The organism is Kamptonema sp. PCC 6506, from assembly GCF_000180455.1.
GTDB lineage: Bacteria > Cyanobacteriota > Cyanobacteriia > Cyanobacteriales > Microcoleaceae > Kamptonema > Kamptonema formosum.
The window spans coordinates 1-24071 of sequence record NZ_CACA01000363.1 but is presented as its reverse complement, the minus strand read 5'-3'; the positions used below and the strand labels follow the sequence as shown (position 1 = coordinate 24071).

Below are 24071 nucleotides of genomic sequence, written 5' to 3'. Positions count from 1 at the left end.
CTTAGTTTCTCACAGCAACTCTAGATAGGTGTCAATCAATGGCTAATACCAATACGATTCAACAGCAGCCATCCGAAGATCGCGTTCCCTTAAAAACTTGGATTGGTTTAATGGGAACCATTTTAGGCGCTTTCATGGCAGTTTTGGATATTCAAATTACCAACGCTTCCCTCAGAGATATTCAAGCCTCCTTGGGCGCAACCTTAGAGGAAGGTTCTTGGATTTCTACGTCTTATTTAGTAGCCGAAATTGTAGTAATTCCTCTCACTGGTTGGCTATCGCGGGTATTTTCTATCCGGTTGTATTTATTGGTCAATGCGGCCTTATTTACCTTCTTTTCGGTCTGCTGTGCTTGGGCATGGGATTTGAATTCAATGATTATATTCCGCGCCTTACAAGGGTTCACAGGTGGTGTATTAATCCCGATGGCTTTCACATTTTTGCTGACTAATTTACCACCATCAAAAGTACCAGTTGGTATGGCAATGTTTGCGATTACAGCCACCTTTGCACCGTCAATTGGGCCAACCATCGGAGGGTGGCTGACGGAGAATTATGGATGGGAATATGTCTTTTATTTAAACTTAATTCCGGGGATGCTTCTGCTAGCTGCTGTGTGGTATGCCGTTGACCCTCAACCACTGCAAACTCAACTGCTAAAAGGGGGAGATTGGTGGGGAATTATCTCAATGGCAATTGGGTTAGGTTCCCTCCAAGTTGTGTTAGAAGAAGGAAGTAGGAAAGACTGGTTTAGTTCTGATTTAATCGTGCGTTTAAGCATCATTTCTGTTATTTTTTTGAGCCTGTTTTTCTGGATTGAACTGACTCGGAAACGACCTTTTATTAATTTGCGCTTGCTGACGCGGAGGAATTTCGGCTTAGCAAGTATTGTGAATGTATCGCTAGGGGTGGGATTGTACGGTTCTGTGTACATTTTACCCCTGTATTTAGGTCAGATTCAGCAATACAATTCTATGCAAATTGGTGAGGTGATTATGTGGGCGGGAGTCCCCCAATTATTCATAGTTCCAATGGTGCCCAAATTAATGCAGCGTGTTGATATGCGGCTGATGATTGGGATAGGAGTTAGTTTGTTTGCGGTGAGTTGTTTTATGAATGCTTATATGACTCATGACTATGGTATCAATGAGTTGCGTTGGTCGCAATTAGTACGGGCTATGGGACAGCCTTTAATTATGGTTCCTCTCTCGACGATTGCAACTGCTGGTATGGAGAAACAAGAGGCGGGTTCTGCTTCGGGATTGTTTAATATGATGCGAAATTTAGGGGGTTCGATGGGGATTGCTGCTTTGGCAACTTTGGTGACGCGGCGAGAACAATTTCACTCGAATCAATTGGGTGATTCTGTATCGTTATATAACCCGGAAACGCAAGCAAGACTTAATCAAATAACTCAGTATTTTGTAAGCAGAGGTTCGGATTTGAGTGTGGCGCAAGATCAAGCGATCGCAGCTATTTCTAATATCGTTCGCCGGGAAGCTTATGTGATGGCTTTTAATGATTGTTTTTACTTTGTGGGGATTGCTTTGCTATTAAGTGGAATTGCGGTAATCTTCTTTAAAAAGGTGAAGTCTGCTGGGGGCGGGGGAATGGTTCATTAAACCGATAAAGAGGTTTAGAAGTAGTTTTGACATCTCTCCAAACCTCTCTCCTATAAGATTTACGCAGGTCGTCCCAGAAACCGGGTTTTTGACAAAATCTGTGGCTAACAACTAAGTATTTTCGTCAAAAAACCCGGTTTCTCTGGTTGGGTGCGTAAGTCCTCTCCTAAAAAAAGAGAGGCTTACTTATCTACAGTTTACTTCTACAGTTTCCTAAACTCGATAGTTCCGATCTAACTTCAAAAATGTTTGCAGCAATACGTTGGCTCCCTCGGTACATTGCTCTGGAGATGTATATTCATCTTCTGCATGGCTAATTCCTCCAAGACTGGGGACAAAAATCATCCCCATGTCAGTAAAACGTCCTATTTCTTGAGCGTCATGTCCGGCTCGACTAGGTAAATAGTAATAGCTTAAGTTTGATTCTTGGCAAACTTGCGCGATCGCATCTTGTATATGGGTGGCTGCTAGGGTAGGTAAGACGTGCAAAGTCTGAGCCATTACTACTTCTGTTTGGGTAGCAGATGCGATCGCATTAAATTCCTGTTTGATTTTTCCTAGTAAGTTATCTAAATGACTTTGGGAAAGGTCGCGCAAATCAATTTTAAAATCAACTTTTGCTGGTACAGTATTCGCTGCATTCGGTGAAACGTTGAAGTATCCTACTGTTGCTACTTGTTCTCCCGGAGTTTCAACTCCTATCTTATTTACAGCTAGTACCATTTGAGCAGCGGCAACTAAGGCATCTTTTCTCATGTTCATCGGTGTTGTGCCGGCATGGTTGGGACGACCTGTAACTGTTACTGTGTAGCGATATTGTCCGACAATTCCTTTGACAACTCCAATTCGATCGCCTGTATTTTCTAATACGCCGCCTTGTTCGACGTGGAGTTCTACGAAGGCTGCAATTTCACTAGGATTACGTTTGGCTGTTGCTATTTTTGACCAATCGCCGCCAATTTGTTCTAAGCAAGTTTGAATGGGAGTACCATCGTTGCGGCGGTAATATTCTGGGTCATTGAGAACATTGCCTGCCATTGCTTTACAGCCAATTACGGTACACTCTTCATCAGTAAAGACGATTACTTCGATCGCATGATTGAGTCGGATGCCATTTTCATGCAGGACTCGCACTACTTCGATACCTGCGAGCACTCCTAAAACTCCATCGTAACGGCCGCCTACGGGTACTGTATCAATGTGCGAACCTGTTGCCAGTGCGGGGGCTCCTTCTTCACGTCCGGCATACCTACCGATGATGTTTCCCGCTGTATCAATGCGAACAGTCATTCCTGCGTCTACCATCCAAGATTGTACTAATTGCCGAGCTAGCAAGTCTTCTTTTGTGAATGCTACTCGGCTTACGCCTCCGTTTGGTAATTTACCGATTTCTGCGAGTTGGTAAATGCTGCGATCGAGGCGCGAACCATTGACTACAGGGATTAATGTAATAGTCATAAAATATGCTCCAAATAATCTGGGATTGAGGCTAGGAGAAGAATTGAATAGTAGATTGCTGGCGCGATCGCTACTTGGAAGAAGACAAAACTTAGAAGTCAATCGTCAATCGCTAAAATGCACTCTTGAACGGGGATTGAGAATTTTTGAGGACACAGGCTACTTCTGTATACTGTATACAATAGCTCTCAAACAGCAGAGTAAATGTAGCGATTTATACAATTTGTCAAAAATTTGAGCGATCGCCACTGAGGAGAAGAGAGGAGTCAGAAATCAACCGTCAATGTCCCGCAGGATAAATGTGCCTGCGGACTATTAATTTGAGGATAAAATTGCTACAGTGAAAGTTTTGCAGTTATCACAACGCTCGCGCAGCAGGAGACAACCACTATGGCCCGTATGTACTACGATGCCGACGCTAACTTAGACCTCTTAGCCAACAAAACCATCGCAATCATCGGCTATGGTTCTCAAGGTCACGCTCACGCCCTCAACCTTAAGGATAGCGGCATGAACGTCATTGTCGGCCTATATCCCGGCAGTAAATCTGCAACCAAAGCAACTGAAGCCGGTTTGACAGTTCATCCAGTTGATAAAGCTGCCGCTGCCGCTGACTTCATTATGATTCTGCTTCCCGATGAAGTCCAAAAAACTGTTTACAAGCAGGAAATTGAGCCGCATTTGACAGCCGGAAAAGTGCTAGCTTTCGCTCATGGCTTTAACATTCACTTTGGCCAAGTTGTCCCCCCTGCTGATGTAGATGTGGTGATGGTTGCGCCTAAAGGCCCCGGACATTTGGTGCGGCGGACTTACGAACAGGGTGAAGGTGTTCCTAGTTTATTTGCAGTTTACCAAGACGCTTCCGGTCAAGCACGCGATCGCGCAATGGCCTACGCTAAAGGCATCGGTGGCACACGCGCCGGCATCCTGGAAACCAGTTTCCGCGAAGAAACCGAAACTGACCTCTTTGGCGAACAAGTTGTGCTTTGCGGCGGCTTAAGCGCGTTAATTAAAGCCGGATTTGAAACATTAGTTGCAGCGGGATATCAGCCAGAATTAGCATACTTTGAATGCCTCCACGAAGTTAAACTAATCGTTGATTTAGTAGTAGAAGGCGGCCTCGCTAAAATGCGTGACAGTATTTCCAATACAGCAGAATACGGCGATTTAACTCGCGGCCCTCGGATTGTTACTGACCAAACCCGCGCTGAAATGCGTAAAATCCTGAGTGAAATTCAATCAGGTCAATTTGCCCGTGAATTTGTACTAGAAAATCAAGCTGGTAAACCCGGATTTACTTCGATGCGTCGTCAAGAAGCAGAGCATCCTATTGAAGAAGTAGGCAAAGATTTGCGAGCGATGTTTAGCTGGTTGAAAAAGCAAGCTTAAAGCGAAGGAAGATGGGGAGCGGGGGAGATGGGGGGCGGGGGAGATGGGGAGCGGGGGAGATGGGGAGATGGAACAGGAAAGATAAAGATTTCCCCTCTGCTCCTCTGCCCCCCTGCCCCCCTGCTCCTCTGCTCCTCTGCTCCTCTGCTCCTCTGCTCCTCTGCTCCTCTGCTCCTCTGCCCCTCTGCTCCCCCGCTCCCCTGCCCCATCCCTCTCAAGGGCTGGGACTTGCCTTTTGCTCTAAGTTTTCTATATCCTTCTGTCTTTGCTCGTTGGTATTCTTCGGCTTCAACCACTTGGGCCATAGTCCGACTACAAAATTTCTGCTTTGTAAGCTAGCATCTTTTACAGGTTTAGGTAGAAAAGTAAAGCTGTCGCCCCACATAACAAATACCACAGCTAAGAACAGGAAAAAAGGAAGAAAGTTTTTTGATTTTTTTGCTGACATAAGTGGAACGGGGTTGAGGTGATCGATGTGCGCTATTTCAGTTGGCTCACTAATAATTACAAGGTAACATAAGGAGCAAGCTTAGAAGCAAACTAGCTCAGAACTTACGTATTAAAGTCGGAAACTCGGCTCCTCCGAACTCCCCTTAAAAAAAGGGCTGATTTTCCTCTGTTTTTAACGTAGTAGATTGCTTCGCTTTGCTCAGATTGCTTTATGCTGAGTAACTGCGCTGCGCTTGACTGGGCTTCGGGGTTGATTCAGCTTGCTTCTGACACTTGCAACTGCACTTTGCAGCTTATAATTTGAAGATAAAAGCGTTCGTCCGAAAGCAGCAGGGAAAAGATTTAGATTATAAGTATTTCCCGACTATTTTTGTCAAAATAGATAGGCAATCGTCACTTTTTAGATATATCCTATTTCCCACAATAAGGAAAACTACCTGCGAGGAATCAAATATGTTTTCTAATTTAAAACTAAAAAACCGCATTCTAATTGGATATGGTTTACCTATTTTATTTTTAATAAGCTTAGGCTCTCTTCTCTACATAGGTGCTGTTAGTCGAGATGCTATAGATCGGAAAGTAAAGCGTTCTCAAAACACTATTATCAGCATAGGAAATGTAACCCAAAGTCTGTCTATAATGATCCGTAATGTCAGGGGTCAGGTGCTATTTCCCCAAGACATTAGTTACCAAAATAGATATGAATTAGGGTTGGAGAATTTTCGCAAGGCAACCGTTGAACTAGATAATTCTTTTCAAGATAATGAACAGCAAAAGCTGCTGACTATCATGGTGACAGAAATAAATAGCTTAGATAGAATTTCTAAACAAGTGTTCGGATTGGTAAGAAAAGGCGATCTTGGTTATGCTAAAAATCTTACGGGTTCCCTACGGGTAAATGAAATCGATCGGGTACGGGAAGATATTCTCACAAAAGAACTTGCATTTTTAGCAAAAGCATCTCAACAAGAAGAAAACGAAACGCGATCGCTACTGGCATTGATTGTGATTGGTACGGCGGTGTCTGCAATAGGTTCCCTTGCTATTGGTCTTTGGGTTGCGTCGGATATTGGTAGGATGATGAATGGGGTCGCAGATGCGATCGCTACTTCTTCAGTTAAGATTACGGCTACCGTAGACCAGCAAGAACGCACTGCTAGCCAGCAAGCTGCTGCTGTGAGTCAAACCAGCATTACAATGGATGAATTAGGTGCATCCTCACAGACTACAGCCCAGCAAGCGCAATCAGCAGCCGCAGGAGCGCGTCAAGCTTTAAAGTTGTCTGAGGGAGGAACTCAGGCTGTAGAGCGTACTTTGGATGGAATGACGGCGCTGAAAGGGAAAGTGGAAGCGATCGCCAATCAAATTACCCACTTAAATGAGCAAGCTAACCAGATTGGAACTATCTCAGGTTTAGTGAGCGAATTAGCAAACCAAACAAATATGCTAGCTTTGAATGCGGCTGTAGAAGCGGTGCGTGCTGGCGATCGCGGCAAGGGATTTGCTGTTATTGCTAATGAAATTCGTCAATTAGCCGATCGTAGCAAAACCTCAGCCACCAAAATTAATAATCTCGTTGCTGATATTCAAGCTGCGATCGATTTATCTGTAAAAACAACGAATGAAGGCACAAAAACTGTGGATTCGGGGATGGAATTAGCTCAAGGAACGGCAGAAGTTTTTTCCGCTGTCGCTGATGCTATTAACGGTATTGCAGTTAGCACTCAACAAATTTCCCTTACCGCTCAGCAACAAGCACTCGCCGTTGAGCAGGTAGTTGATGCCATGAAAACTATTAATCAGGGAGCAGAAGAAAGCGCGATTGGTATTTCTAAAACGAAAGAAGGTACCGAAGAACTAAACCAAGCTTCCCAGAATCTCAAAGCAGTTTTGTAGTATGAGGGGTAATTGGTAATTGGTAATTGGTAATTGGTAATGGCTAATTGGTAATTGGGAAAGAGACTCCCAATTTTCCCTTTCTTCCTTCTTCCTTCTTCCTTCTTCCTTCTTCCTTCCGTTATAAGATTTCAGCAAATTAATCGGCAAATATTATGAAAATCATGCAAACGGTAATACAAGTTTCTCTTAGCTTTGCTACTTGTCTCTGGCTACAATCCTGTAGCCAGCCATCAGAGGTTATAGCACCACCAACTGCTACTCCATCGTCCAAGAAGATAACTTTAAGCGGTTCGCATACAATCGGATCTATTCTTTTTGAAATAGCCAAGCCCTATGAAACTGCACACCCCGGAGTTAAAATTGATGTGAAAGAAAATGCTACTTGGCGCGGAATTGCAGATGTACGCCAGGGGACTGCGGATATAGGAATGGTTGCTCGCTCGATGAAAGCTGATGAGAAAGACTTATTGGCTTCTACTATTGCTAAAGATGGCATATCAGTAACTATACACAGGGACAATCCAGTTAAAAGTCTGACAAACCAGCAGATTGTTAATATTTACACGGGCAAGATTAAGAATTGGCAAGAAGTAGGTGGGAAAAATCAGCCTATTTTGGTTATCCATCGCTCTGAGGGAGTGGCTGCTTTAGAACCTTTTTTGAATTATTTCAAATTAGAAAAAAGTGCGATTCGCGCTGATGTAGTTGTTACTGAAACGGACGAACTCGTGCAGGCTATGGTTGGGAAACCCGAGTCTATTGGTTTCAGTTCTATTGGTGTTGTAGAATCTATTAAGGACATTAAATTATTACCAATTAACGGAGTCGCCCCCACTAATGAAAATGTTAGTAGTGGTAAATTTCCCATTACTCGCCCTCTGAATGTGGTTACGAAAAATCCTCCTTCAGCTTTGGTAAAGGAGTTTATAGATTTTAGTCTTTCTCAGGAGGCGCAAGCAATTGTTAAACAGAAAAAGTTTGCGCCAGTGAAATGATCTTATTGGTAATTGGTAATTGGTAATTGTAAGAAAGAATTAGGAGTCAAGAGTCATATTCACGATCGCAGTGTATACTTTTTATTTTTGAGGTGAAAGTTTATGAAGATTAGTTATGATTCCGAAATTGATGCTCTCTACATTAGACTTGTAGAAGGTAAGCATCAGTGTCGCACTTTACAGTTAACTGAGGAAATTGCTTTAAATATTGGAGAAAATGAATTATTAGTAGGGATAGAAGTTTTAGATGCTACGGAAGTTTTAGGTGCAGGAAATATCCCTAATGTAGTGCTAGAAAATATATCTTTTACTGTAGCTTAAATAGGGAAGGCGATCGCTATTTGTGCAAGTATCGCTCTCCCTGGTATTCTTACGAAAAGCGTCTTTGTGTAAAGTTAAGCTGTGTCGCTGTTTGTAGCTTGTGGCATCGACTCAATTAACGCCCTTAGCACTTTATTAACTGACTCTGGTGTTGTAAAAACTTGAGCTACATCTTCATCTAAAACCACAACTTTTAATAGTGGCTTTCCCCCACGAGCTGCAAAGCGATTAGGCTTCGCTTTCTTGTAATCAAAGTGATACTCAGCTAGAAGCTCATCATCTGGATTGTGTGAGTCATCAAAAGGCGTTTTGCTCATAATCCTCACGCTCTCTTCGAGTGGCTAAACGGACACTGATAATGCGAATAACTTTATAGCGTTCGGTGAAAGAAATCAACAGCAAGCGATTGTTTTGAGAGTGACCAATAATCATCTCTCGCCTCTCACCCATTGAGTTAGCTTCATCATCAAAAATAACAGCCAAGGAATGAAAGATCGCCCTTCATTAATTTTTACAGATACCTATTGCTCCTGCTTAAGAAAACTTTGTACTATGGCCTCAGCTTCAGCAGGAATCTCCGTCACTAACCGCACTGGAATTGCAGATGTAGAGGCAAATTGTGCATATTCTGGTGTTAGAAATACTGCATATTTCTCAGCATCGGGAGTGAGTTGAGCGGCCATTGCCAAACTAATAGCTTTAATGTAGTTGCGAACGCTAACGGCGCGAACACCGACGACTTCATCCCCTGTCACTGCTGTACTCGGTTTATCTGCTTGATCTAAAGTCGCGCTGGGATCTTTTACGCTCAAATGCGTGCCACCAACAAAACCAACTAGCCATTTCGGAGATGGAATTTTGGAAAATCCTGCGATTTGTTCGATTAAGGCGGGGGTAGTTTTGTCGGCGGAGGCGGCGACTACGAGGGTGGGAACTGCGATCGCACTCAATCCTGTTTCGCCAAATAGTAAAGATGTGGTAGGATTCATCGCGATCGCTCTTTTAATCCGAGGATCGCGTAGTTGATAGCTATCTTGTGGAAGTCCAGCCGCCGCGCACTGAATCCCTTCTCCTAAGCTGAATGTAATTAATTTGCTTTGACAGCGTTGTTTGAGCCTTGTCAGTTGCATTTCTGCGCCTGCAACTGATAGTGCAGTCGCTCCGCCGAAGGAATAACCAACTATCATCGCATTGTCTGTGGCTAATTTCCCTCGCAGGGAACCATCACTTTGATTGAGTTTGGCCAGTTCATCGAGGACAAAGCTGATATCTTTGGGTCGATCTATAAATTCTTGTGCTTCTAAAATTAATCCTTTACCTGCGATCGCAGCATTAGTATGATCTGCGTTACTACCGGGGTGTTCTAAGGCCGCGACTGCATAGCCGTAAGAGGCTAAATGCTCTGCTAAATACTGCAAGTCAGTGCGGATGGAACCCAAGCCGTGAGAAAATACAATTACTGGTTTGTCAGCAGTTGTCGCCGCTGACGAGTAGACATCGAGGGGAATGCGGCGGTTGCGTTGACTGTCATACAAGTCTAATTTAAGTACCTTTACAGAGTTAGGGCCAGCTTGGGTGGGATCGAAGGGTAGTTTGATATTGGGGTTGGTGGCCGCTAATTGAGGCGCGATCGCAGCCATGAACCGCTGGGTTTGCCAAAAACCTGCATTTAAGTTTTGCATAACTGCAAAGGCGCGATCCAAGTCAACGATCATCCGCTGGCCGGGATAAGCTTCGATAAAGCTGAGTACAGATAGACCCTCTGGCGCTGTCGATCCCAGTACCATTGCGGCTCGTAGCGCTTGCACCCCCGCACCATCGCGCCGAGGCGTGACAGTAGCGAGATCCGCGAGGATACCGGTGCCAATTTGGGTATTTAGCAGGTTGCTAACAGTGACGACGTTGAGTTGAATTTTCGTTTTCAGAGCACCGTAGATTTGGCTGCGCTGTTGAGATGAGAGCAACGCAGCATAGTTTTGCAGACTTTCTGGGAGTTTTCCCGTTTCCACAAGCGATCGCAAGTCAGCAACAGCGATTGACGACTCGAAAATTCCTTTACGGATGACAAGAGTTTCAGCAGCTTGTACAGGGGTTGCGATCCAGCCCAGGCTGCTGAGGGCGATCGCGCTTGCTATACTTACTGCTGAAGACAGGCATCTGAATTTGGGTCGCATAATCATCTTTAACTCGCTCGGACTATATGTAGATATATCACCATACTGTCAAAAGTTTTCCGTGTCGGGTAAACTTCTGTAAAGGGAATAAATCTCGCAGAGAAGAAGAAACCCAAAGTGCGATCGCCTAGTTAATCCGATGATATGAGAATTACTTGATTATTTGCACCAGCTTGTAGGGTGCGTCAGACGAAATTCTACAGCGACGATCGAGGGTGACATTTACTGACGTACCCTACCATATATGCTAGTTTCGTAAGTTCTGTAATTGTGCCTGACTCAAAATTCAGCTTTTTTTCAAACAGTTCTCTGCAACCTTGACCTTAAAGGTTGTACCCGACTTTTTAGGCAGCCATCCTATCTGTAATGCCTGTTGTATCCATAATGCCACATCTGAAGGCCTAACTGGGTTGATTGCATACCTCCGCTCAATTGTCCAAGCTTGAATTTTTCCTGATTCATTTTGAAGTTGTAGAGGTACAAGTTCACTATAAACTAGACTGTATCTCTGTGGATGGGGACGATCCGTCACAATTACTAGCACCGAGCCAGGTTCTTGAGCGTGTTCGACTGCAACGTGAAGAGATCCCTCCAGGTTCTCTGCTTGCATATTAGCTGCTTGCTTGCGGATGAGCCAGATGAATGTTTCGCCTTCAACAACTATTTTTCGCGCGCCTTTTTTCGGGATAGACATTTATCTCACTTGCCTTATAGTTATGCCGCCTCAACGCTTCGGAATTATTCTATAAACACTTTGCATGAAATTCTCATATCCATTTTCTGGAAGATCGGAGAAATCATTTGCTGCCAGCATATTAAATGATAGCATTGCTGTACAGTCAATACTCGAATCATCCAGGCACGCTTTGATGAAATAGGTTGGATAAATTATTAATGAACGGTTTGGTGAAACTACTCCATACCAATCTTGACCATCATCTTGAATGCAAACCCACTCCCAACTAAATTGACGAACAAGCTGATTTCCCCACACTATACCTAAACCCAATGCAACATCAATCGGATCGGGTTTGTGAGTAAAATACTTTTTGAAAAAACTATCAGGCTCAGTTTGCCATTGATCTACGAATGAGTCTACTTTTTGAACAATCGCATCCGGGTTGGCTGAGGGAAGTATTTCTAAGTTTCCTAAAGTTTCTACCGATAAAGCTTGGATCTCATTTGCTTCTTCTAGATCGAGTGGACGTTCTTGGATACTCATAGCAACTCCTAATTTTAATAATGAAACAGCCCTGCTTGACGGTAAGGCTAATTATAATAATCCAGCATTTTTTAAATCATCATTTTGCGCTAATCGTACAGTTTCTATGGATTGATATCGATGTCCATCAATTGTGTATATCAAACCACACTGCGTGCATTCTAAGACAACTTTTTGTGCTTCTGTATCAAACAAAGCAGACAGTTCTAATTTTCCACATCTCTGGCATTCAACATCTACTGATAAAACAACAATCTCCCATAATTGATCTCGCAAAATTGCCACCATAGACTGTTCGCTTGAAGGCGCGAAATCTAGAAAACGCTTAATAATTTCGGGGGTACATTCCGATCGTTCAATTGGATAAGAATTAGGGTCAATGTTTATTAACTCTTCCAGTCCATATTCATCAATTAGATGTGGAGACAACAACATTTTGTTTTCTTGATACCAAGTTCTAAGGTATTGGAAGATGAGTAGAGCAGTATCTTGCTCATCTATCTGGGAAATAGTTTTGCAAAATTCGTGCCACGCTTTTCGGCAATTTTTACTCATCATTAGTCTATTAAGGTACTGGATAAGTTGTAATTAAGTTGCCCGCCCCATCAGTAATGATTTGTATCTTACTTGTTTGGTTCTCACCGAATTGAGGGTCTACGTAGCAGTAGAAAACTATGATTAAAAATCCAAAACCGGAAAAGGTTTCGCCGCTTCAATCTGAGCCGCTAAAGCAATTAAAGTAGCCTCTGCCCCCGGTTTACCAATAATTTGAATTCCCAAAGGCAAACCATTAGTATCTAAACCAGTAGGCAGCGCGATCGCAGGTTGACCGCTAGCATTAAAAGGCGGACAAGGAGCAATCCAGTGAATGATTTTTTCTAATGTTTCCTCTGGAGTCAAATTTGCCCACTCGCCAACTCGAATTTGTGGGTACATATAAGTCGGCAATACTAGCACGTCAAAGTTATCAAAAAAACCGACAATCCGGCGGGCAATAACTTGCATTTGAGACACAGCTCCCAGATATTCTCCCGCAGAACGAGTTCGATCTAATAGCCAGCGATTCATCGGTTCTAGTGCCGGGGCGGGAATACCGCTAGCTGCTACACCCGACTGCCAAATTACACTAAATGGCTCAATTAAACCAGCGAAATCAGGACACCCAGGTTCAATATTATGACCTAATTCTGATAGTAACTTTACTGTATCTATCACTGCCTGCTGACACGATGATGAGACTTCCCCTAGAGGAGCAATTGTCGTGGAAAAAGCAACTCGCAAGTTACTCAATTTTTGGTCAGCAGCCTCTAAAAATGATAATTCTGGATTTGGCAACCAGTAAGGATCGCCTGTAATATAACCAGACATTACATCCAAAAGTGCCGCCGCATCTCTGACAGTCCGAGCTAAGGGGCCATTTGTAGAAATACCACTTTGATAATCACCAACAGGCGCGTGAGAAACTCGCCCTCGCGTGGGCTTAATACCTACCAAACCGCAACAGAAAGCCGGGCCGCGAATTGAGCCACCACCGTCAGAACCTTGAGCGATCGCGCATAACCCCGCCGCCACCGCCGCCGCCGCCCCTCCGCTAGACCCCCCAGGCGTATAATCCAAATTCCAGGGGTTGCGCGTCGGTGGAAAACCTTCCGGTTCCGTATATGGCAAAGAACCCACCTGAGCCGTTGCAGTTTTGCCCAGAATATTGAATCCAGCAGCTTTAATCTTGGCGACTACACCATCATCGTAGGTGGCAATGTTGGACAGCAAAGCAGGCACTCCGTAGGTACAGCGCACGCCTGCAACAGGAGTGAGGTCTTTAATCGAAATTGGCACACCGAAAAAAGGTGGGAGACTTGCGCGATCGCTAGTTCTTGTTAACTGCTCAGTTTGAGATTTAGCGAGTGCGATCGCCTCCTGGGCCATCACAGTCACATAACTACCCACTTGGGCATCCAATCGCCCGATCCGTTCCAAATAAAGCTCCGCGAGCTCCAGGGGCGACACCTCACCACTGCGGATCGACCGCGCCTGTTCAAGGGCCGAAGAAAATGCCAATTCTACCGGATTCATTATATTTGCCTAGAGAACTAACGCCTGCTACAGAGGAGTCATTTTAACGATAAAGATTCTGTAAATCCCAGCTTTTAGCAAAACTTTAACAATTTTGACACTCCCCGATCTAAACCACTCAGGAATCCTCAAGGAAAAATTTTGGGGAATAAATTTACAAAAACTTGATAATCGCTACTTTTTTATCAATCTTAGTAAGATCTATCTTAGGATGTAGAAAAACTTTACTGCCATCCTGCTAAAGAAAGAATATTTGATTGCCCGGTCTGGGAGTCAAATCCCCTTGAAATAGATCGGTCTGAATAGCTAAGCTGTTCAGTAAAGCGCACAGCAGCCTAATTGACCCTTGCCCAACCTGGATAAATCCTTTGTCCAAACAACCTTTCCCCTAAACAAGGTAGCGCACTTATGACACAATCACAGCGTCCGCCAGCACCCCGTCCTCCCGTTCCCGGCGCTCCCCCACCACCCCCCCCAGGAGGAAGACCTCCAGTACCTGGCGTACCCAAAGCAGCAGCACCACCGCCACCACCAGCAACACCAGCCGCTCCACCTCCAGCCGCCGCACCCCCAAGTTCCACAGGCCCGGGCCTCGCCGCTGGTAACGTCACCTTGAAGGAGATGGTGATGCGAGCCAAAGAAGAAGGCATTTCTGACCTTCACTTGGGAGTAAATGAACTTCCCCGGTTCCGCAAACGTGGCGACATTACCGATGCCGGTTATCCCGTAACCGATTTAGATACTTTTATGAGTTGGCTGCGGGAGTGTATGAGCGATGAAGAAATTGCCTACTTCCAGAAAAACTTAGACTTTGACGGCGCTTTTGACTTTGGCTTTACTCGCATTCGGATCAGCGCTTTTGACTCCTTAGCTGGCCCAGCAATGGTATTACGTCTAATTCCAGCCGAAATTTTGACAATGGAGCAATTGAGGCTACCAGAGGTCTTTAGGAAAGTATGCGGCTACCACAAAGGCTTAATTTTGGTGACGGGGCCAACAGGTTCTGGGAAATCCACCACAATGGCCGCAATGATTGACTATATCAATAAGAACAAATCCCATCACATCATTACCATTGAAGACCCCGTAGAATTTGTACACACAAGCCGCAAATCTTTGATCAAGCACCGGGAAGTCGGCCGACATACCCTCAAGTTTGTTAACGCTCTCAAAGGAGCTCTGCGGCAAGACCCGGACATGATGCTAGTAGGAGAAATTCGGGACAGAGAGACGGTGGAAATCGCTCTTAAAGCCGCCCAAACGGGTCACTTAGTAGCAGGGACGCTGCACACGAACAGTGCTATTAAAACCCTGACTCGGATTCTGGATATGTTCTCCTCTGAAGAACAGCCAGCGATGCGGGTTTCAATCGCTGAGTCTTTGGTGGCAGTCATTGCTCAATTACTATGTAAAACTACAGATGGTAAGCGGGCTGCTTTCCACGACATTCTGATCAATACCGACGTGGTTAAGGAATACATTCTCAAGGGGCAGAATGAGGAAATTAACCAAATTATGATCAAGGATACTTATGAGGGTATGACGACAATGAACAAGTCTCTGTATACACTCTATCAAGAAGGTCGTATCACTGAAGAGATTTGCATTGAAAACTCCCCTGCTGCGAACGAAATGGCTCAAATGCTCCGAGGCCGAGTTTGATCGCAAATAAAAATGTTAACAGTTGACTGTTAACTGTTAACTGTTAACAATTTCTTTGGTGTTTTTCTTTGAATTCTGACCGCCAGCCCTTACCACAACTTTTTAAAGGCATTGCACTTTTTACGCCAGGGGGAGATTTAATCTACTGTATAGACCCCAGCAAAAAAAGTCGATGGCATTTGCATTTATGTGCAGCTCTACAAGAAATGCTGGGTTTGTCAGAACCTCCCCATTTTCTCGTCCCTTGTTACACAGCAACTATTGACCGATGGCTCGATCCCCAGACTCAGCAGATGCGAATTTCGGCTGAAGCTTATCCCCCAGTTCTGCGACATCAAACTTTACTGAATGCGGTGTTTGAGACTCAAGATTTAGTTTGGCGCGTCCGTATTGAGGAACTTTGCAATCCAATGGTGATCGCTACTTATTACAACCAATTTCCTGAACTTTGGGAAAATCATGAGTTAATTGTACAGTTTCCGAGTGGTGAATCTCAGTCGGAGAGTGAGATAGGAAGCTTACTGGCGCTGCGGCGGCGGAGTGGGGGAGTTGCGCGATCGCTTTATGCAGATGCGGAAGCTACCCCGCCATTAGAAACTCAAGGATATGTCTTGCGTTTGTTTGTCTCTGGTAATAACGCCGCTACTGAAAGGACTCTTAAGACTTTGCACCAACTTTTAGATCAAACTCTGGGTCAACCCTATACTTTGAAGGTGATTGATGTTTTTAAACATCCAGATCAAGCAGAAGCGGATCAAATTTCTGCTACGCCTACTTTGATTAAAGTGTGGCCGCGCCCGGTGCGCCGGATTGTGGGAGAGTTAGGCGATGTTGATAAAATTTTGCGCCTACTTGCGGTTTCAGAGGTTTAAATTGGTAATTGTTAACTGTTAACTGTTAGTTGTTAGTTGTTAGTTGTTACCAATTACCAATTACCAATTACCAATTACCAATTACCAATTACGCAATTCCTACCAATTTAGCACTAAGATCCCACATCCGCTCAGCTTTCTCATCATCTCTTGCTTGGGGAGAAACTGTTTGCACAAAAGATTGACCATCTTTCTTCTGTCGATTTCCCCAACTCCAATAAGCACCAGATTGACGATATTCAGGATCGGCAACTACCGCCGCCACGCGCTCGCCAGATAATTCTTCCGACACGAAACCACCAGTAATATACTTCTGGAATAATGGGAAAATTTTCTGAAACAAAGGATAGTGATTGCGGAATAGAGGTGTTTCCGCAACACAGCCGGGATAAAGAGAAGTGAAAGTAATTCCCGTAGATTCGTGATAGCGGCGATGCAGTTCGCGCATCGTCAGCACGTTGCAAACTTTACTATCTTTATAGGCTTTGACCGGTTCAAATTTCTTACCATCAATCATCGAGATTGGTGCCTTAAAACCCTTTTCAAAACCTTCAAGATTGCCCAAATCTGGTCGCGGTGGAATCTTCCCGCCCAACTCGTCTGGGTTATGGGTGACAGTTCCCAAAATTACCAACCGCCGATCGCGAAAGCTGGATCTCTTCATATCCTCTAACATCAGGTTACAGAGGAGGAAATGACCAAGGTGATTTGTGGCCATACTCAATTCAAATCCGTCTGGACTTCGTAAGGGTTCCTTTAATAAAGGCATATAAATGGCAGCGTTACACACCAAAGCATCCAGCGATCTACGACTTGCCCGGAAGTTGTTCACAAACTCCCTAACGCTATATAAACTGCCTAGATCGATGTGCATTAGCGTGTAGCTATCGGTGGGCATTCCCAACGCTTCGGCTGCTTTTTTTGCCTTGGGTAAATCACGACAGGCCATGACTACGTGCCATTCCTTCCTTTTGGCAAAGGCTGAAGCAGCGTACAAACCGACTCCTGATGATGCGCCTGTGATTACAACTGTTAAATTTCGCTCTTGTGCCATACTGTTGTGAATTCGGTTAAGTTAGGGCTTACGCATTATTTACGTAATTCTGTCATTGCGAGTGAAACGAAGCAATGGGTACCTTTAGTTTTTTGCTATTTTTGTTTGTGTAAGTGCTATGACTGTTGTTGACTGTCTCTAGGCTGGGATTTACAGGTCATTTATATTGAGGCGATCGCACACCTGACCTGAATTCTTACGATTTAAAGATTGGGGTCAGTCGATCTAAACTCCTTTTAGCAATAACTTTTAACTTGTAACCGACAGCAGTATAAATTTTGGGTGGGCGACTATCGTCCTCCCATCGGTTGTAATAATAGTTCTATTTTGTTCGTATAGCCATCCTCAACCTGATTGCTGGTAACAATCAGTATTTTATAGGTCGAGCATGGCTTTTGTGTTTCTAGCTGGGTGTAGATGTCAATACCTTCTAATGCTGTGCGATCGCAGCCAGCGTCTCAATCAACCACAGCCACGACTCACAGCTTTGGTGGCAAATTATTACCTACTCAAGGTTTCAGCTATCCTAGATATAAATTTTACCTATTAACCTATCAGTTAGGTAAGTAGGTAAAACGGATTAACCATTAGCTATTAACCATTAGCCATTACCAATTAGCCATTAGCCATTACCAATTAGCCATTAGCCATTAGCTATTAACCATTAGCCATTAGCTATTAACCATTAGCCATTAGCCATTAGCCATTAGCAATTAGCCATTAGCCATTAGCCATTACCAATATTACTTTTGCACCAGTTTCACCTTAGTTGCTAAACCAAGTGCTTGTAGCAATTGAATTGTCATCCAAGTTAGGTCTATCTCCCACCATTTTAAACCGTGACGAGCAGAGTATTGAAATGCGTGGTGATTGTTGTGCCAGCCTTCACCGTAGGTAACTAAAGCTACCCACCAGCAGTTAGTAGAACTGTCACTTGTCTCGTAAGTGCGATAGCCAAATTTATGAGTAGCGCTGTTAACAAACCAAGTACAGTGATATACTAAAGCCAGACGAACAAAGATTGCCCAAACGACAAAAGGTAAACCCCCAATTAACAACAGTAAAAGACCAAAAGCAATCTGAATGGGGAGAAAATAATTTTGGAAAAACTTATAAACTGGGTCGTCAGCAATGTCTTTTGTACAGCGATCGATGGTGTCAAGAGCAGGACAATGATAAAACATCCAACCGATGTGACTCCACCAAAAGCCGCGCCGAGAATCGTGGGGGTCTAAGGCTCCTTGATCGGAGTGTTGGTGGTGGACTCGGTGCAATCCCACCCAGTGAATTACTCCTCCTTGACCGGAAAGGACACCGCAAAAAACTAGAAAATATTCTACCCATTTTGGTGTCTGAAAACTACGGTGGCTAACTAGGCGATGCCATCCTAAAGTGATGCCTAAACCGCCTGTTACCCAGTGGAGAATAATGGCTAAACTAACGGCTGCCCAGTTAAAATTACTTGGGAAGAGGGCGCACAGGGCTCCAATGTGAACTACTGCCAAACTAATAATGTGCGTCCAATTGAGTTCTAGTTTGGGTTCGGTGGCAATTGTCATGCTCGATCTGGATAGAAAGTTTTGAGAAGTAAATGAGTTGTTTTTTTTGAGCGCAGACTCTCGGTAATGAGTTCGGTTTAGGCAATCAGCAATAGATTTCGATCCGTTACCAATTACCCATTACCTATTACCGATCGCTAATTTTCTGCTTCTGCGAGTTTTACTTTGGTGGCTAAACCAAGTGTTTGCAAAAATTTAATTGTCATCCAAGTCAGATCTATTTCCCACCATTTCAAACCGTGACGAGCGGAGTATTGAAAGGCGTGGTGGTTGTTGTGCCAACCTTCACCGTAGGTGAGGACTGCTACCCACCAACAGTTAGTGGAGCGATCGCCTGCATCATAGGTACGGTAGCCGAATTTGTGGGTAGCGCTATTGACCAGCCAAGTGCAGTGAAACACGATGACTATGCGTGCAAAAACGCCCCAAACTACAAAAGGCCAACCGCCTAAGAAGTAGAGCAAGATGCCAAAGGCAACTTGGATGGGTATAAAGTAGCTTTGGAAAAATTTATAAACTGGGTCGTCAGCAATATCTTTGGTGTAACGGGGGATTTGATCTCTGATCGGCAGCTTGTAGAGCATCCAACCCATGTGACTCCACCAAAAACCTTGATTGGAATCGTGGGGATCTGGTTCAGTATCGGAGTGTTGGTGGTGCAACCTGTGCATTCCTACCCATTCGATGGGGCCGCCTTGGCAAGAGAGGGTTCCACAAAAAACCAGGAAGTATTCCAGCCATTTTGGGGTCTGGAAGCTGCGGTGGGTTACTAAACGGTGAAATGCCAAGGTAACGCCTAAACCGCCTGTTACCCAGTGCATAAATAGGGCTAGGGCGATGGCTGGCCAGCTAAAGTTACTAGGCACGAGAGCAAACAAGGCTCCAATATGGAGAAATGCCATAAAGCCTATGATTGTCCAATCAGGGCTAAGTTTTGTTGAAGTTGCGATCGTCATGAAGATAAAAGGTTTACTAACTAAGGGGCCGCATCTGCGCCATAATAAACACCGCGCACTCAGATAGTGAGCGAGGTGAGGATGAATAGCACTGAACGGCTACAAGAAGCAGAGCAGGCACTCTTTCAGATTTTTTCTGGAATTGGCGCGACAGTCAAGCAAAATCTCAAACGAGTTCTTGATGCCTTTCGCCACCATCGCGTAGGTGTCCACCATTTTGCAGGAGTAACAGGCTACGGTCATGACGATTTGGGCCGTGAGACTTTCGATCGCGTGTTTGCTGACATCGTGGGGGCCGAGGCCGCTGCGGTGCGAGTCCAGTTTGTTTCGGGAACTCATGCGATCGCTTGCGCTTTGTTCGGCACTCTCCGTCCTGGAGACGAAATGCTGGCAGTAGCAGGTGCTCCCTACGATACCTTGGAAGAAGTTATTGGTCTGCGGGGTCAAGGTCAAGGTTCTCTAATTGAGTTTGGCATTAGTTACCGCGAGTTGCCTCTGAGTAAGGATGGAAGCGTGGACTGGCAGGCTTTAAAATCTGCTGTTACAGACAGAACTCGCCTCGTTTTTATCCAACGTTCCTGCGGCTATTCTTGGCGACCGAGTTTATCAATTTCTGATATTGAAAAAATCGTTCAAATAGTCAAGCATCAGAATTCTAACACAATTTGCTTTGTAGATAATTGTTACGGAGAATTTGTAGATGAGTGCGAACCCCCAGCGGTAGGTGCTGATTTGATTGCGGGTTCGCTGATTAAAAATCCAGGTGGTACGATAGTGCCTGCTGGGGGCTATGTAGCAGGTAGAGCCGATTTAGTAGAGGCTGCAACTTGTCGGTTAACAGCGCCGGGAATTGGTAGTGCTGGGGGTGCGACTTTTGAGTTAAATCGTTTGCTATTTCAAGGTTTATTTTTGGCACCGCAGTTAGTGGGAGAAGCGATGAAGGGGAATCATTTAACTAGCTATGTTTTTTATAATTTGGGCTATAAGGTAAATCCCATGCCTGCGGCAAAAAGGCGAGATGTAATTCAGGCGATTGAGTTTGGTTGTGCCGAAAAGTTGGTGGCTTTTTGTAGGGCAATTCAGCAGAATTCTCCAGTGGGTTCGTATTTAGATCCTATCCCTGCACCGATGCCGGGATATGAGAGTGAGCTGGTGATGGCTGGTGGTACTTTTATTGATGGGAGTACCTCGGAGTTTTCTGCCGATGGGCCGTTGCGGGAACCCTATATTGCTTTTTGTCAAGGGGGGACGCATTGGACTCATGTTGCGATCGCGCTGGAAGCTGCGATCGATGCTGTGGGGCCGGCTTAGTTAGTAAAGGTTTGAATTTTGAATTTTGTAGGATATAAACTTGAGTAGGGTTTCGATTACCTCAATCTAATTAACATCAACTCCCACCAAATCAGCCACAACTTTCTCTAATCCAGCTATCACTTTCGCCGTCCGTTCCCAATCAACTTTATCAGGTGTATCTTCAGAAGTATGATAAAAAGGATAACGATAAGGAGCCGTATCAGTCACCATCAAACCAGGATAACCATGCTGCCAAAAAGCCCATTGATCTGACCAACCCACACCGGGAATAACACCAGGAATTGCTGCACCTTCCGAGGGAAATTGAGCATGGCGGCGAAAAGATGCGATCGCATCTCTCACCAGCTTACTTGACCCCGTATTACCAATAAATCCAATAAAATTCCCAGAAGTAGGATAAAGTAGATTTAATGGCGCTGGATATTTCTGACTATCCTGAGCATCTGAATAATAACCAATTGTCTCTAAACTCAACATCCCTACAATCTTTTCATTACGTTCTCTACATCTTTTCGCATAAACTAAACTTCCCATATTCGCAGTCCAGAAAAAAGGCGGTTCCTCATTGACAAATTCAACAAAACGCAGTGTTCTGTTGAGTTTTTTATCCGCAAATATTCTCGCTAAAGCCAAGACTCCCGCCGCCCCAGTTGCATTATCATTCGCCCCAGGACTACCTACCACCGAGTCATAGTGTCCGCCAACTACCACAATTTCATCTGCATTTTTACCCCCTGGAATCTCTACCTCAATGTTATAATAAAATCTATCATCAATTTTATATTCTTGTCGTTCCACTTGATAGCCAGCAGATTGAAATGAAGTTGATAAAAAATCAGCAGCTTCGGCAAGTTTCTGATATTGAATAAAATTGCGTTCTCCAATTTCACCAGCTAACTTTTCTACATCGCGGCGTAAAGTATCACGCATCAAAATTTCCTGTGGAGTTAAAGGGGGAATTGTCCCCTTATAGCTTTTCCCTGGCATGGCAATCATAGTTAAATATAGCCCACAAATTATAATGATTACTACAATACTCAAGATAGCAAGTCTAATTAATGCAGTACGATCCCATAATTTAATTTTTCTTGTCGATCCCATTCTTTTTAAATAATCGCTTTACTCTTTAGTCCGCGTAGGCGGACTTTGTTTGTGTAGTAGCGGTTTCAACCGCCAAGTATTATCAAGGATTTTTTCACCCAGATTTAGTATTACCTAAGATTCTGGCAACTTATATTGTCCGACAATTCGCTTAGCATATTCTGGCACATGAGCCTCTAATTTCTCTGGGTGATTCCGCTTCACATAGAGATAATTCCGAGTGAAATGAGAATCAATCGAAAACCGCGCATATTCTAAACCTTTAGGCCCAATTTTCTCAATAAATACTCCCATTAATTTTGCCGCCCACATTGGCAAAGTTACTCCTTTTTCATAGGCAGGAATACTTTGCTGAACAGCGGGCATCCTATTACCTTGAGACATCACAGGCTGAGTATTTAACTGCTCCATTACTAAGTCTAACATCTCTTGTCCCGTATCATTTCTTACCACAATCCATTGCCAGCCAAAAGGTGCGCCCATATAGCCTACAACTAAGTCTGCTAAACTATTAACATAATCAAAACAGCTCAGACAAGATGGGGCAAAAACGTCTTTAAGTTCCTTAGTATTTAGCCCAAAAAATGGCACTTTTTCAGTAGTTCCATCTTCATGCTTAAAATGAACGTTAAAATCCTGCATAAACTCATAAGACACCACTGTTTCATGAGAACGGCTAGTAGTTTCTAGGAATTTCTGCAAACCATCACGACTGACATTATCAACACAGGGAGTACCCAAAACATAGAGCTTTTCTAAACCTAGTTTTTTCTCCACAGTTCGCAAAGCTTGAATTTGACAGCCAACGCCAATCACTAACAGCCGTTTCATCCCCGATTTTTCGATTTGTTCCAATACTGAAAGGTTGGGAGAAAGCGTTGGTTTATTGACTTTAGCGGCTAATATCTCCTCTGGGGTTGTAGCAATAATTGGCATCGGTTGAAAGCGGTCTTCTTTGGTATTTTGGACGCAAACTACGCCTTCAACTATGCCGCGATTCAGCATTTCTATGGCAATTGTACTAACAATTCCCGTCCATTGTGCGCCCTCAATTGGCTCTTTTTTGCGGGCAGCCATCATGGTTTGATTAACGCCGAAATACCAGTCATCGGGGTTGTCGAGATTCCGCGATCGCCCGTGTATTTCTGCTTCCAGTTCTGCGATATGCTGAGTTAGGAAGGCACAAGCTTCCTTGACATAATGGATATAATATGTATCGCACAACCCGCATTCGCTACACAGTTCTTTAGCGGGACGGCGGCTGTTTGGTTTGAGGGCCTTGGCTTTTTTGTGTTGGGTAGATTCGATTGCGGTCATCTAAATTGCTGATTTTATGGAGAGGTGGCTTTTATTAAGGTATCAGGTAGGAGGTATAATTTGACTGGCGAGGTGATAACCCCGCCGGAAACCCAGACAGAGCTGATATTTGACCAACTTGTGTTAAAAAAAGATAGGAGTGATAAGTTAGCAATTACACCCGGAATATCTATTCGTGACAAACAATTCGTTAGTTTGACGGTAAAGCAGAGGTCTGCCAAAATAGATATTTCACACTTTTGTAAGCGTATCTGCTTTTAAGGACTGTAATTTCGTAAAGTAAGACAATAATCTGTTAACGCGGACAAATAATTTAACCCTCGACCACAGCAAGCCGTAACTCATTCATCTAACCAAAGCCCTTGATGAGGATTGAACTCATGACCTCACCCTTACCAAGGGTGTGCTCTACCACTGAGCTACAAGGGCAGATAAAATTAAAAGTTAAAAAGTTTAAATCTTTAATTTTTAATTTTTAATTTTTAATTTATTTGTGGTGGGCCGGGCTAGATTTGAACTAGCGTAGGCGTAGCCAGCGGATTTACAGTCCGCCCCCATTAACCGCTCGGGCACCGACCCATTTGCACCCACAATCATTAATAGTAGCAGTACTCCCTCTACTTGTGCAAGGGG

Annotated in this window: 23 protein-coding genes and 2 tRNA genes; 9 read left to right on the top strand and 16 right to left on the bottom strand. The window is 44.1% G+C overall.

Going from position 1 to position 24071, the window contains the following annotated elements:
* Window positions 1–38: 38 nt before the first annotated feature.
* Window positions 39–1622: a DHA2 family efflux MFS transporter permease subunit gene (locus tag OSCI_RS26230; RefSeq protein WP_007358245.1), complete on the top strand. Its 1584-nt coding sequence runs from the start codon at window positions 39–41 to the stop codon at window positions 1620–1622.
* Window positions 1623–1835: 213 nt separating this feature from the next.
* Here the strand turns inward: OSCI_RS26230 and OSCI_RS26225 are convergent, their stop codons facing one another.
* A complete protein-coding gene (locus OSCI_RS26225) occupies window positions 1836–3080 on the bottom strand; it encodes a Zn-dependent hydrolase (RefSeq protein ID WP_007358244.1) in 1245 nt (414 codons plus the stop codon).
* Window positions 3081–3470: 390 nt separating this feature from the next.
* Here OSCI_RS26225 and ilvC point away from each other — a divergent pair, with 390 nt between their 5' ends.
* Window positions 3471–4469, top strand: coding sequence for a ketol-acid reductoisomerase (gene ilvC / locus OSCI_RS26220; RefSeq protein ID WP_007358243.1), 999 nt, complete (start codon window positions 3471–3473; stop codon window positions 4467–4469).
* Window positions 4470–4683: 214 nt separating this feature from the next.
* On the opposite strand, the gene OSCI_RS28895 is transcribed toward ilvC, so the two are convergent.
* Window positions 4684–4917 (bottom strand): hypothetical protein, encoded by a 234-nt coding sequence (locus OSCI_RS28895; RefSeq protein ID WP_071592466.1) that lies wholly within the window; start codon window positions 4915–4917, stop codon window positions 4684–4686.
* Window positions 4918–5372: 455 nt separating this feature from the next.
* On the opposite strand from OSCI_RS28895, the gene OSCI_RS26210 reads away from it, so the two are divergent.
* The 3 genes from OSCI_RS26210 to OSCI_RS26200 all read left to right on the top strand — a co-directional run bounded on the left by OSCI_RS26210 (window position 5373) and on the right by OSCI_RS26200 (window position 8134).
* Entirely contained in the window at window positions 5373–6815 is a 1443-nt protein-coding gene (locus OSCI_RS26210; protein ID WP_007358242.1) for a methyl-accepting chemotaxis protein, read from the top strand.
* Window positions 6816–6979: 164 nt separating this feature from the next.
* Entirely contained in the window at window positions 6980–7813 is an 834-nt protein-coding gene (locus OSCI_RS26205) for a phosphate ABC transporter substrate-binding protein (protein WP_234708831.1), read from the top strand.
* Between the two features lie 102 nt (window positions 7814–7915).
* On the top strand, window positions 7916–8134 hold the full coding sequence (locus OSCI_RS26200) for a DUF2283 domain-containing protein (RefSeq protein WP_007358240.1): 219 nt from the start codon (window positions 7916–7918) through the stop codon (window positions 8132–8134).
* Window positions 8135–8208: 74 nt separating this feature from the next.
* Here OSCI_RS26200 and OSCI_RS26195 read toward each other — a convergent pair whose 3' ends face one another.
* The 7 genes from OSCI_RS26195 to OSCI_RS26165 form a co-directional block, all read right to left on the bottom strand.
* Entirely contained in the window at window positions 8209–8451 is a 243-nt protein-coding gene (locus OSCI_RS26195; RefSeq protein WP_007358239.1) for a hypothetical protein, read from the bottom strand.
* On the bottom strand, window positions 8432–8617 hold the full coding sequence (locus OSCI_RS28890) for a BrnT family toxin (protein ID WP_019487326.1): 186 nt from the start codon (window positions 8615–8617) through the stop codon (window positions 8432–8434). Before OSCI_RS28890 ends, OSCI_RS26195 begins: the two co-directional genes overlap by 20 nt.
* Before the next feature lie 38 nt (window positions 8618–8655).
* Window positions 8656–10314: an alpha/beta hydrolase gene (locus OSCI_RS26185; RefSeq protein ID WP_007358237.1), complete on the bottom strand. Its 1659-nt coding sequence runs from the start codon at window positions 10312–10314 to the stop codon at window positions 8656–8658.
* Between the two features lie 280 nt (window positions 10315–10594).
* Window positions 10595–11002 carry a hypothetical protein gene (locus OSCI_RS26180; protein WP_007358236.1) on the bottom strand — a complete coding sequence of 136 codons (408 nt, stop codon included), beginning with the start codon at window positions 11000–11002 and terminating at the stop codon, window positions 10595–10597.
* A 30-nt stretch (window positions 11003–11032) separates the two neighbouring features.
* Complete coding sequence (locus OSCI_RS26175; protein ID WP_007358235.1) at window positions 11033–11530, bottom strand: hypothetical protein; 498 nt, start codon at window positions 11528–11530, stop codon at window positions 11033–11035.
* A gap of 51 nt (window positions 11531–11581) precedes the next feature.
* Complete coding sequence (locus OSCI_RS26170; protein WP_007358234.1) at window positions 11582–12088, bottom strand: hypothetical protein; 507 nt, start codon at window positions 12086–12088, stop codon at window positions 11582–11584.
* Window positions 12089–12208: 120 nt separating this feature from the next.
* Window positions 12209–13603 carry an amidase gene (locus tag OSCI_RS26165; RefSeq protein ID WP_007358233.1) on the bottom strand — a complete coding sequence of 465 codons (1395 nt, stop codon included), beginning with the start codon at window positions 13601–13603 and terminating at the stop codon, window positions 12209–12211.
* Window positions 13604–14011: 408 nt separating this feature from the next.
* Between OSCI_RS26165 and OSCI_RS26160 the strand changes: the two genes are divergently transcribed.
* Together OSCI_RS26160 and OSCI_RS26155 are read left to right on the top strand one after the other, a co-directional pair.
* On the top strand, window positions 14012–15265 hold the full coding sequence (locus OSCI_RS26160; RefSeq protein ID WP_007358230.1) for a type IV pilus twitching motility protein PilT: 1254 nt from the start codon (window positions 14012–14014) through the stop codon (window positions 15263–15265).
* Between the two features lie 68 nt (window positions 15266–15333).
* Window positions 15334–16137, top strand: a complete 804-nt coding sequence (locus tag OSCI_RS26155; protein ID WP_019487330.1) for a circadian clock KaiB family protein — start codon at window positions 15334–15336, stop codon at window positions 16135–16137.
* Between the two features lie 88 nt (window positions 16138–16225).
* Here the strand turns inward: OSCI_RS26155 and OSCI_RS26150 are convergent, their stop codons facing one another.
* Window positions 16226–17191 (bottom strand): protochlorophyllide reductase, encoded by a 966-nt coding sequence (locus tag OSCI_RS26150; RefSeq protein WP_007358228.1) that lies wholly within the window; start codon window positions 17189–17191, stop codon window positions 16226–16228.
* A 417-nt stretch (window positions 17192–17608) separates the two neighbouring features.
* Between OSCI_RS26150 and OSCI_RS30445 the strand changes: the two genes are divergently transcribed.
* Window positions 17609–17761 carry a hypothetical protein gene (locus tag OSCI_RS30445; protein WP_155523396.1) on the top strand — a complete coding sequence of 51 codons (153 nt, stop codon included), beginning with the start codon at window positions 17609–17611 and terminating at the stop codon, window positions 17759–17761.
* A 173-nt stretch (window positions 17762–17934) separates the two neighbouring features.
* Here OSCI_RS30445 and OSCI_RS26145 read toward each other — a convergent pair whose 3' ends face one another.
* Together OSCI_RS26145 and OSCI_RS26140 are read right to left on the bottom strand one after the other, a co-directional pair.
* Window positions 17935–18750, bottom strand: a complete 816-nt coding sequence (locus tag OSCI_RS26145; RefSeq protein ID WP_007358227.1) for an acyl-CoA desaturase — start codon at window positions 18748–18750, stop codon at window positions 17935–17937.
* Window positions 18751–18887: 137 nt separating this feature from the next.
* A complete protein-coding gene (locus OSCI_RS26140) occupies window positions 18888–19706 on the bottom strand; it encodes an acyl-CoA desaturase (protein WP_007358226.1) in 819 nt (272 codons plus the stop codon).
* 81 nt (window positions 19707–19787) lie between these two features.
* Between OSCI_RS26140 and OSCI_RS26135 the strand changes: the two genes are divergently transcribed.
* The gene (locus OSCI_RS26135) at window positions 19788–21017 is read left to right on the top strand and encodes an aminotransferase class I/II-fold pyridoxal phosphate-dependent enzyme (protein WP_007358225.1); all 1230 of its coding nucleotides are present in this window, start codon (window positions 19788–19790) and stop codon (window positions 21015–21017) included.
* Between the two features lie 66 nt (window positions 21018–21083).
* Here OSCI_RS26135 and OSCI_RS26130 read toward each other — a convergent pair whose 3' ends face one another.
* The 4 genes from OSCI_RS26130 to OSCI_RS26110 form a co-directional block, all read right to left on the bottom strand.
* The gene (locus tag OSCI_RS26130; protein ID WP_019487331.1) at window positions 21084–22121 is read right to left on the bottom strand and encodes a M28 family peptidase; all 1038 of its coding nucleotides are present in this window, start codon (window positions 22119–22121) and stop codon (window positions 21084–21086) included.
* Between the two features lie 114 nt (window positions 22122–22235).
* A complete protein-coding gene (locus OSCI_RS26125) occupies window positions 22236–23438 on the bottom strand; it encodes a Coenzyme F420 hydrogenase/dehydrogenase, beta subunit C-terminal domain (protein ID WP_007358223.1) in 1203 nt (400 codons plus the stop codon).
* Between the two features lie 357 nt (window positions 23439–23795).
* Window positions 23796–23867: transfer RNA gene (locus tag OSCI_RS26115), tRNA-Thr, on the bottom strand.
* Between the two features lie 65 nt (window positions 23868–23932).
* A tRNA-Tyr gene (locus OSCI_RS26110) sits at window positions 23933–24017 on the bottom strand.
* Window positions 24018–24071: the final 54 nt, after the last annotated feature.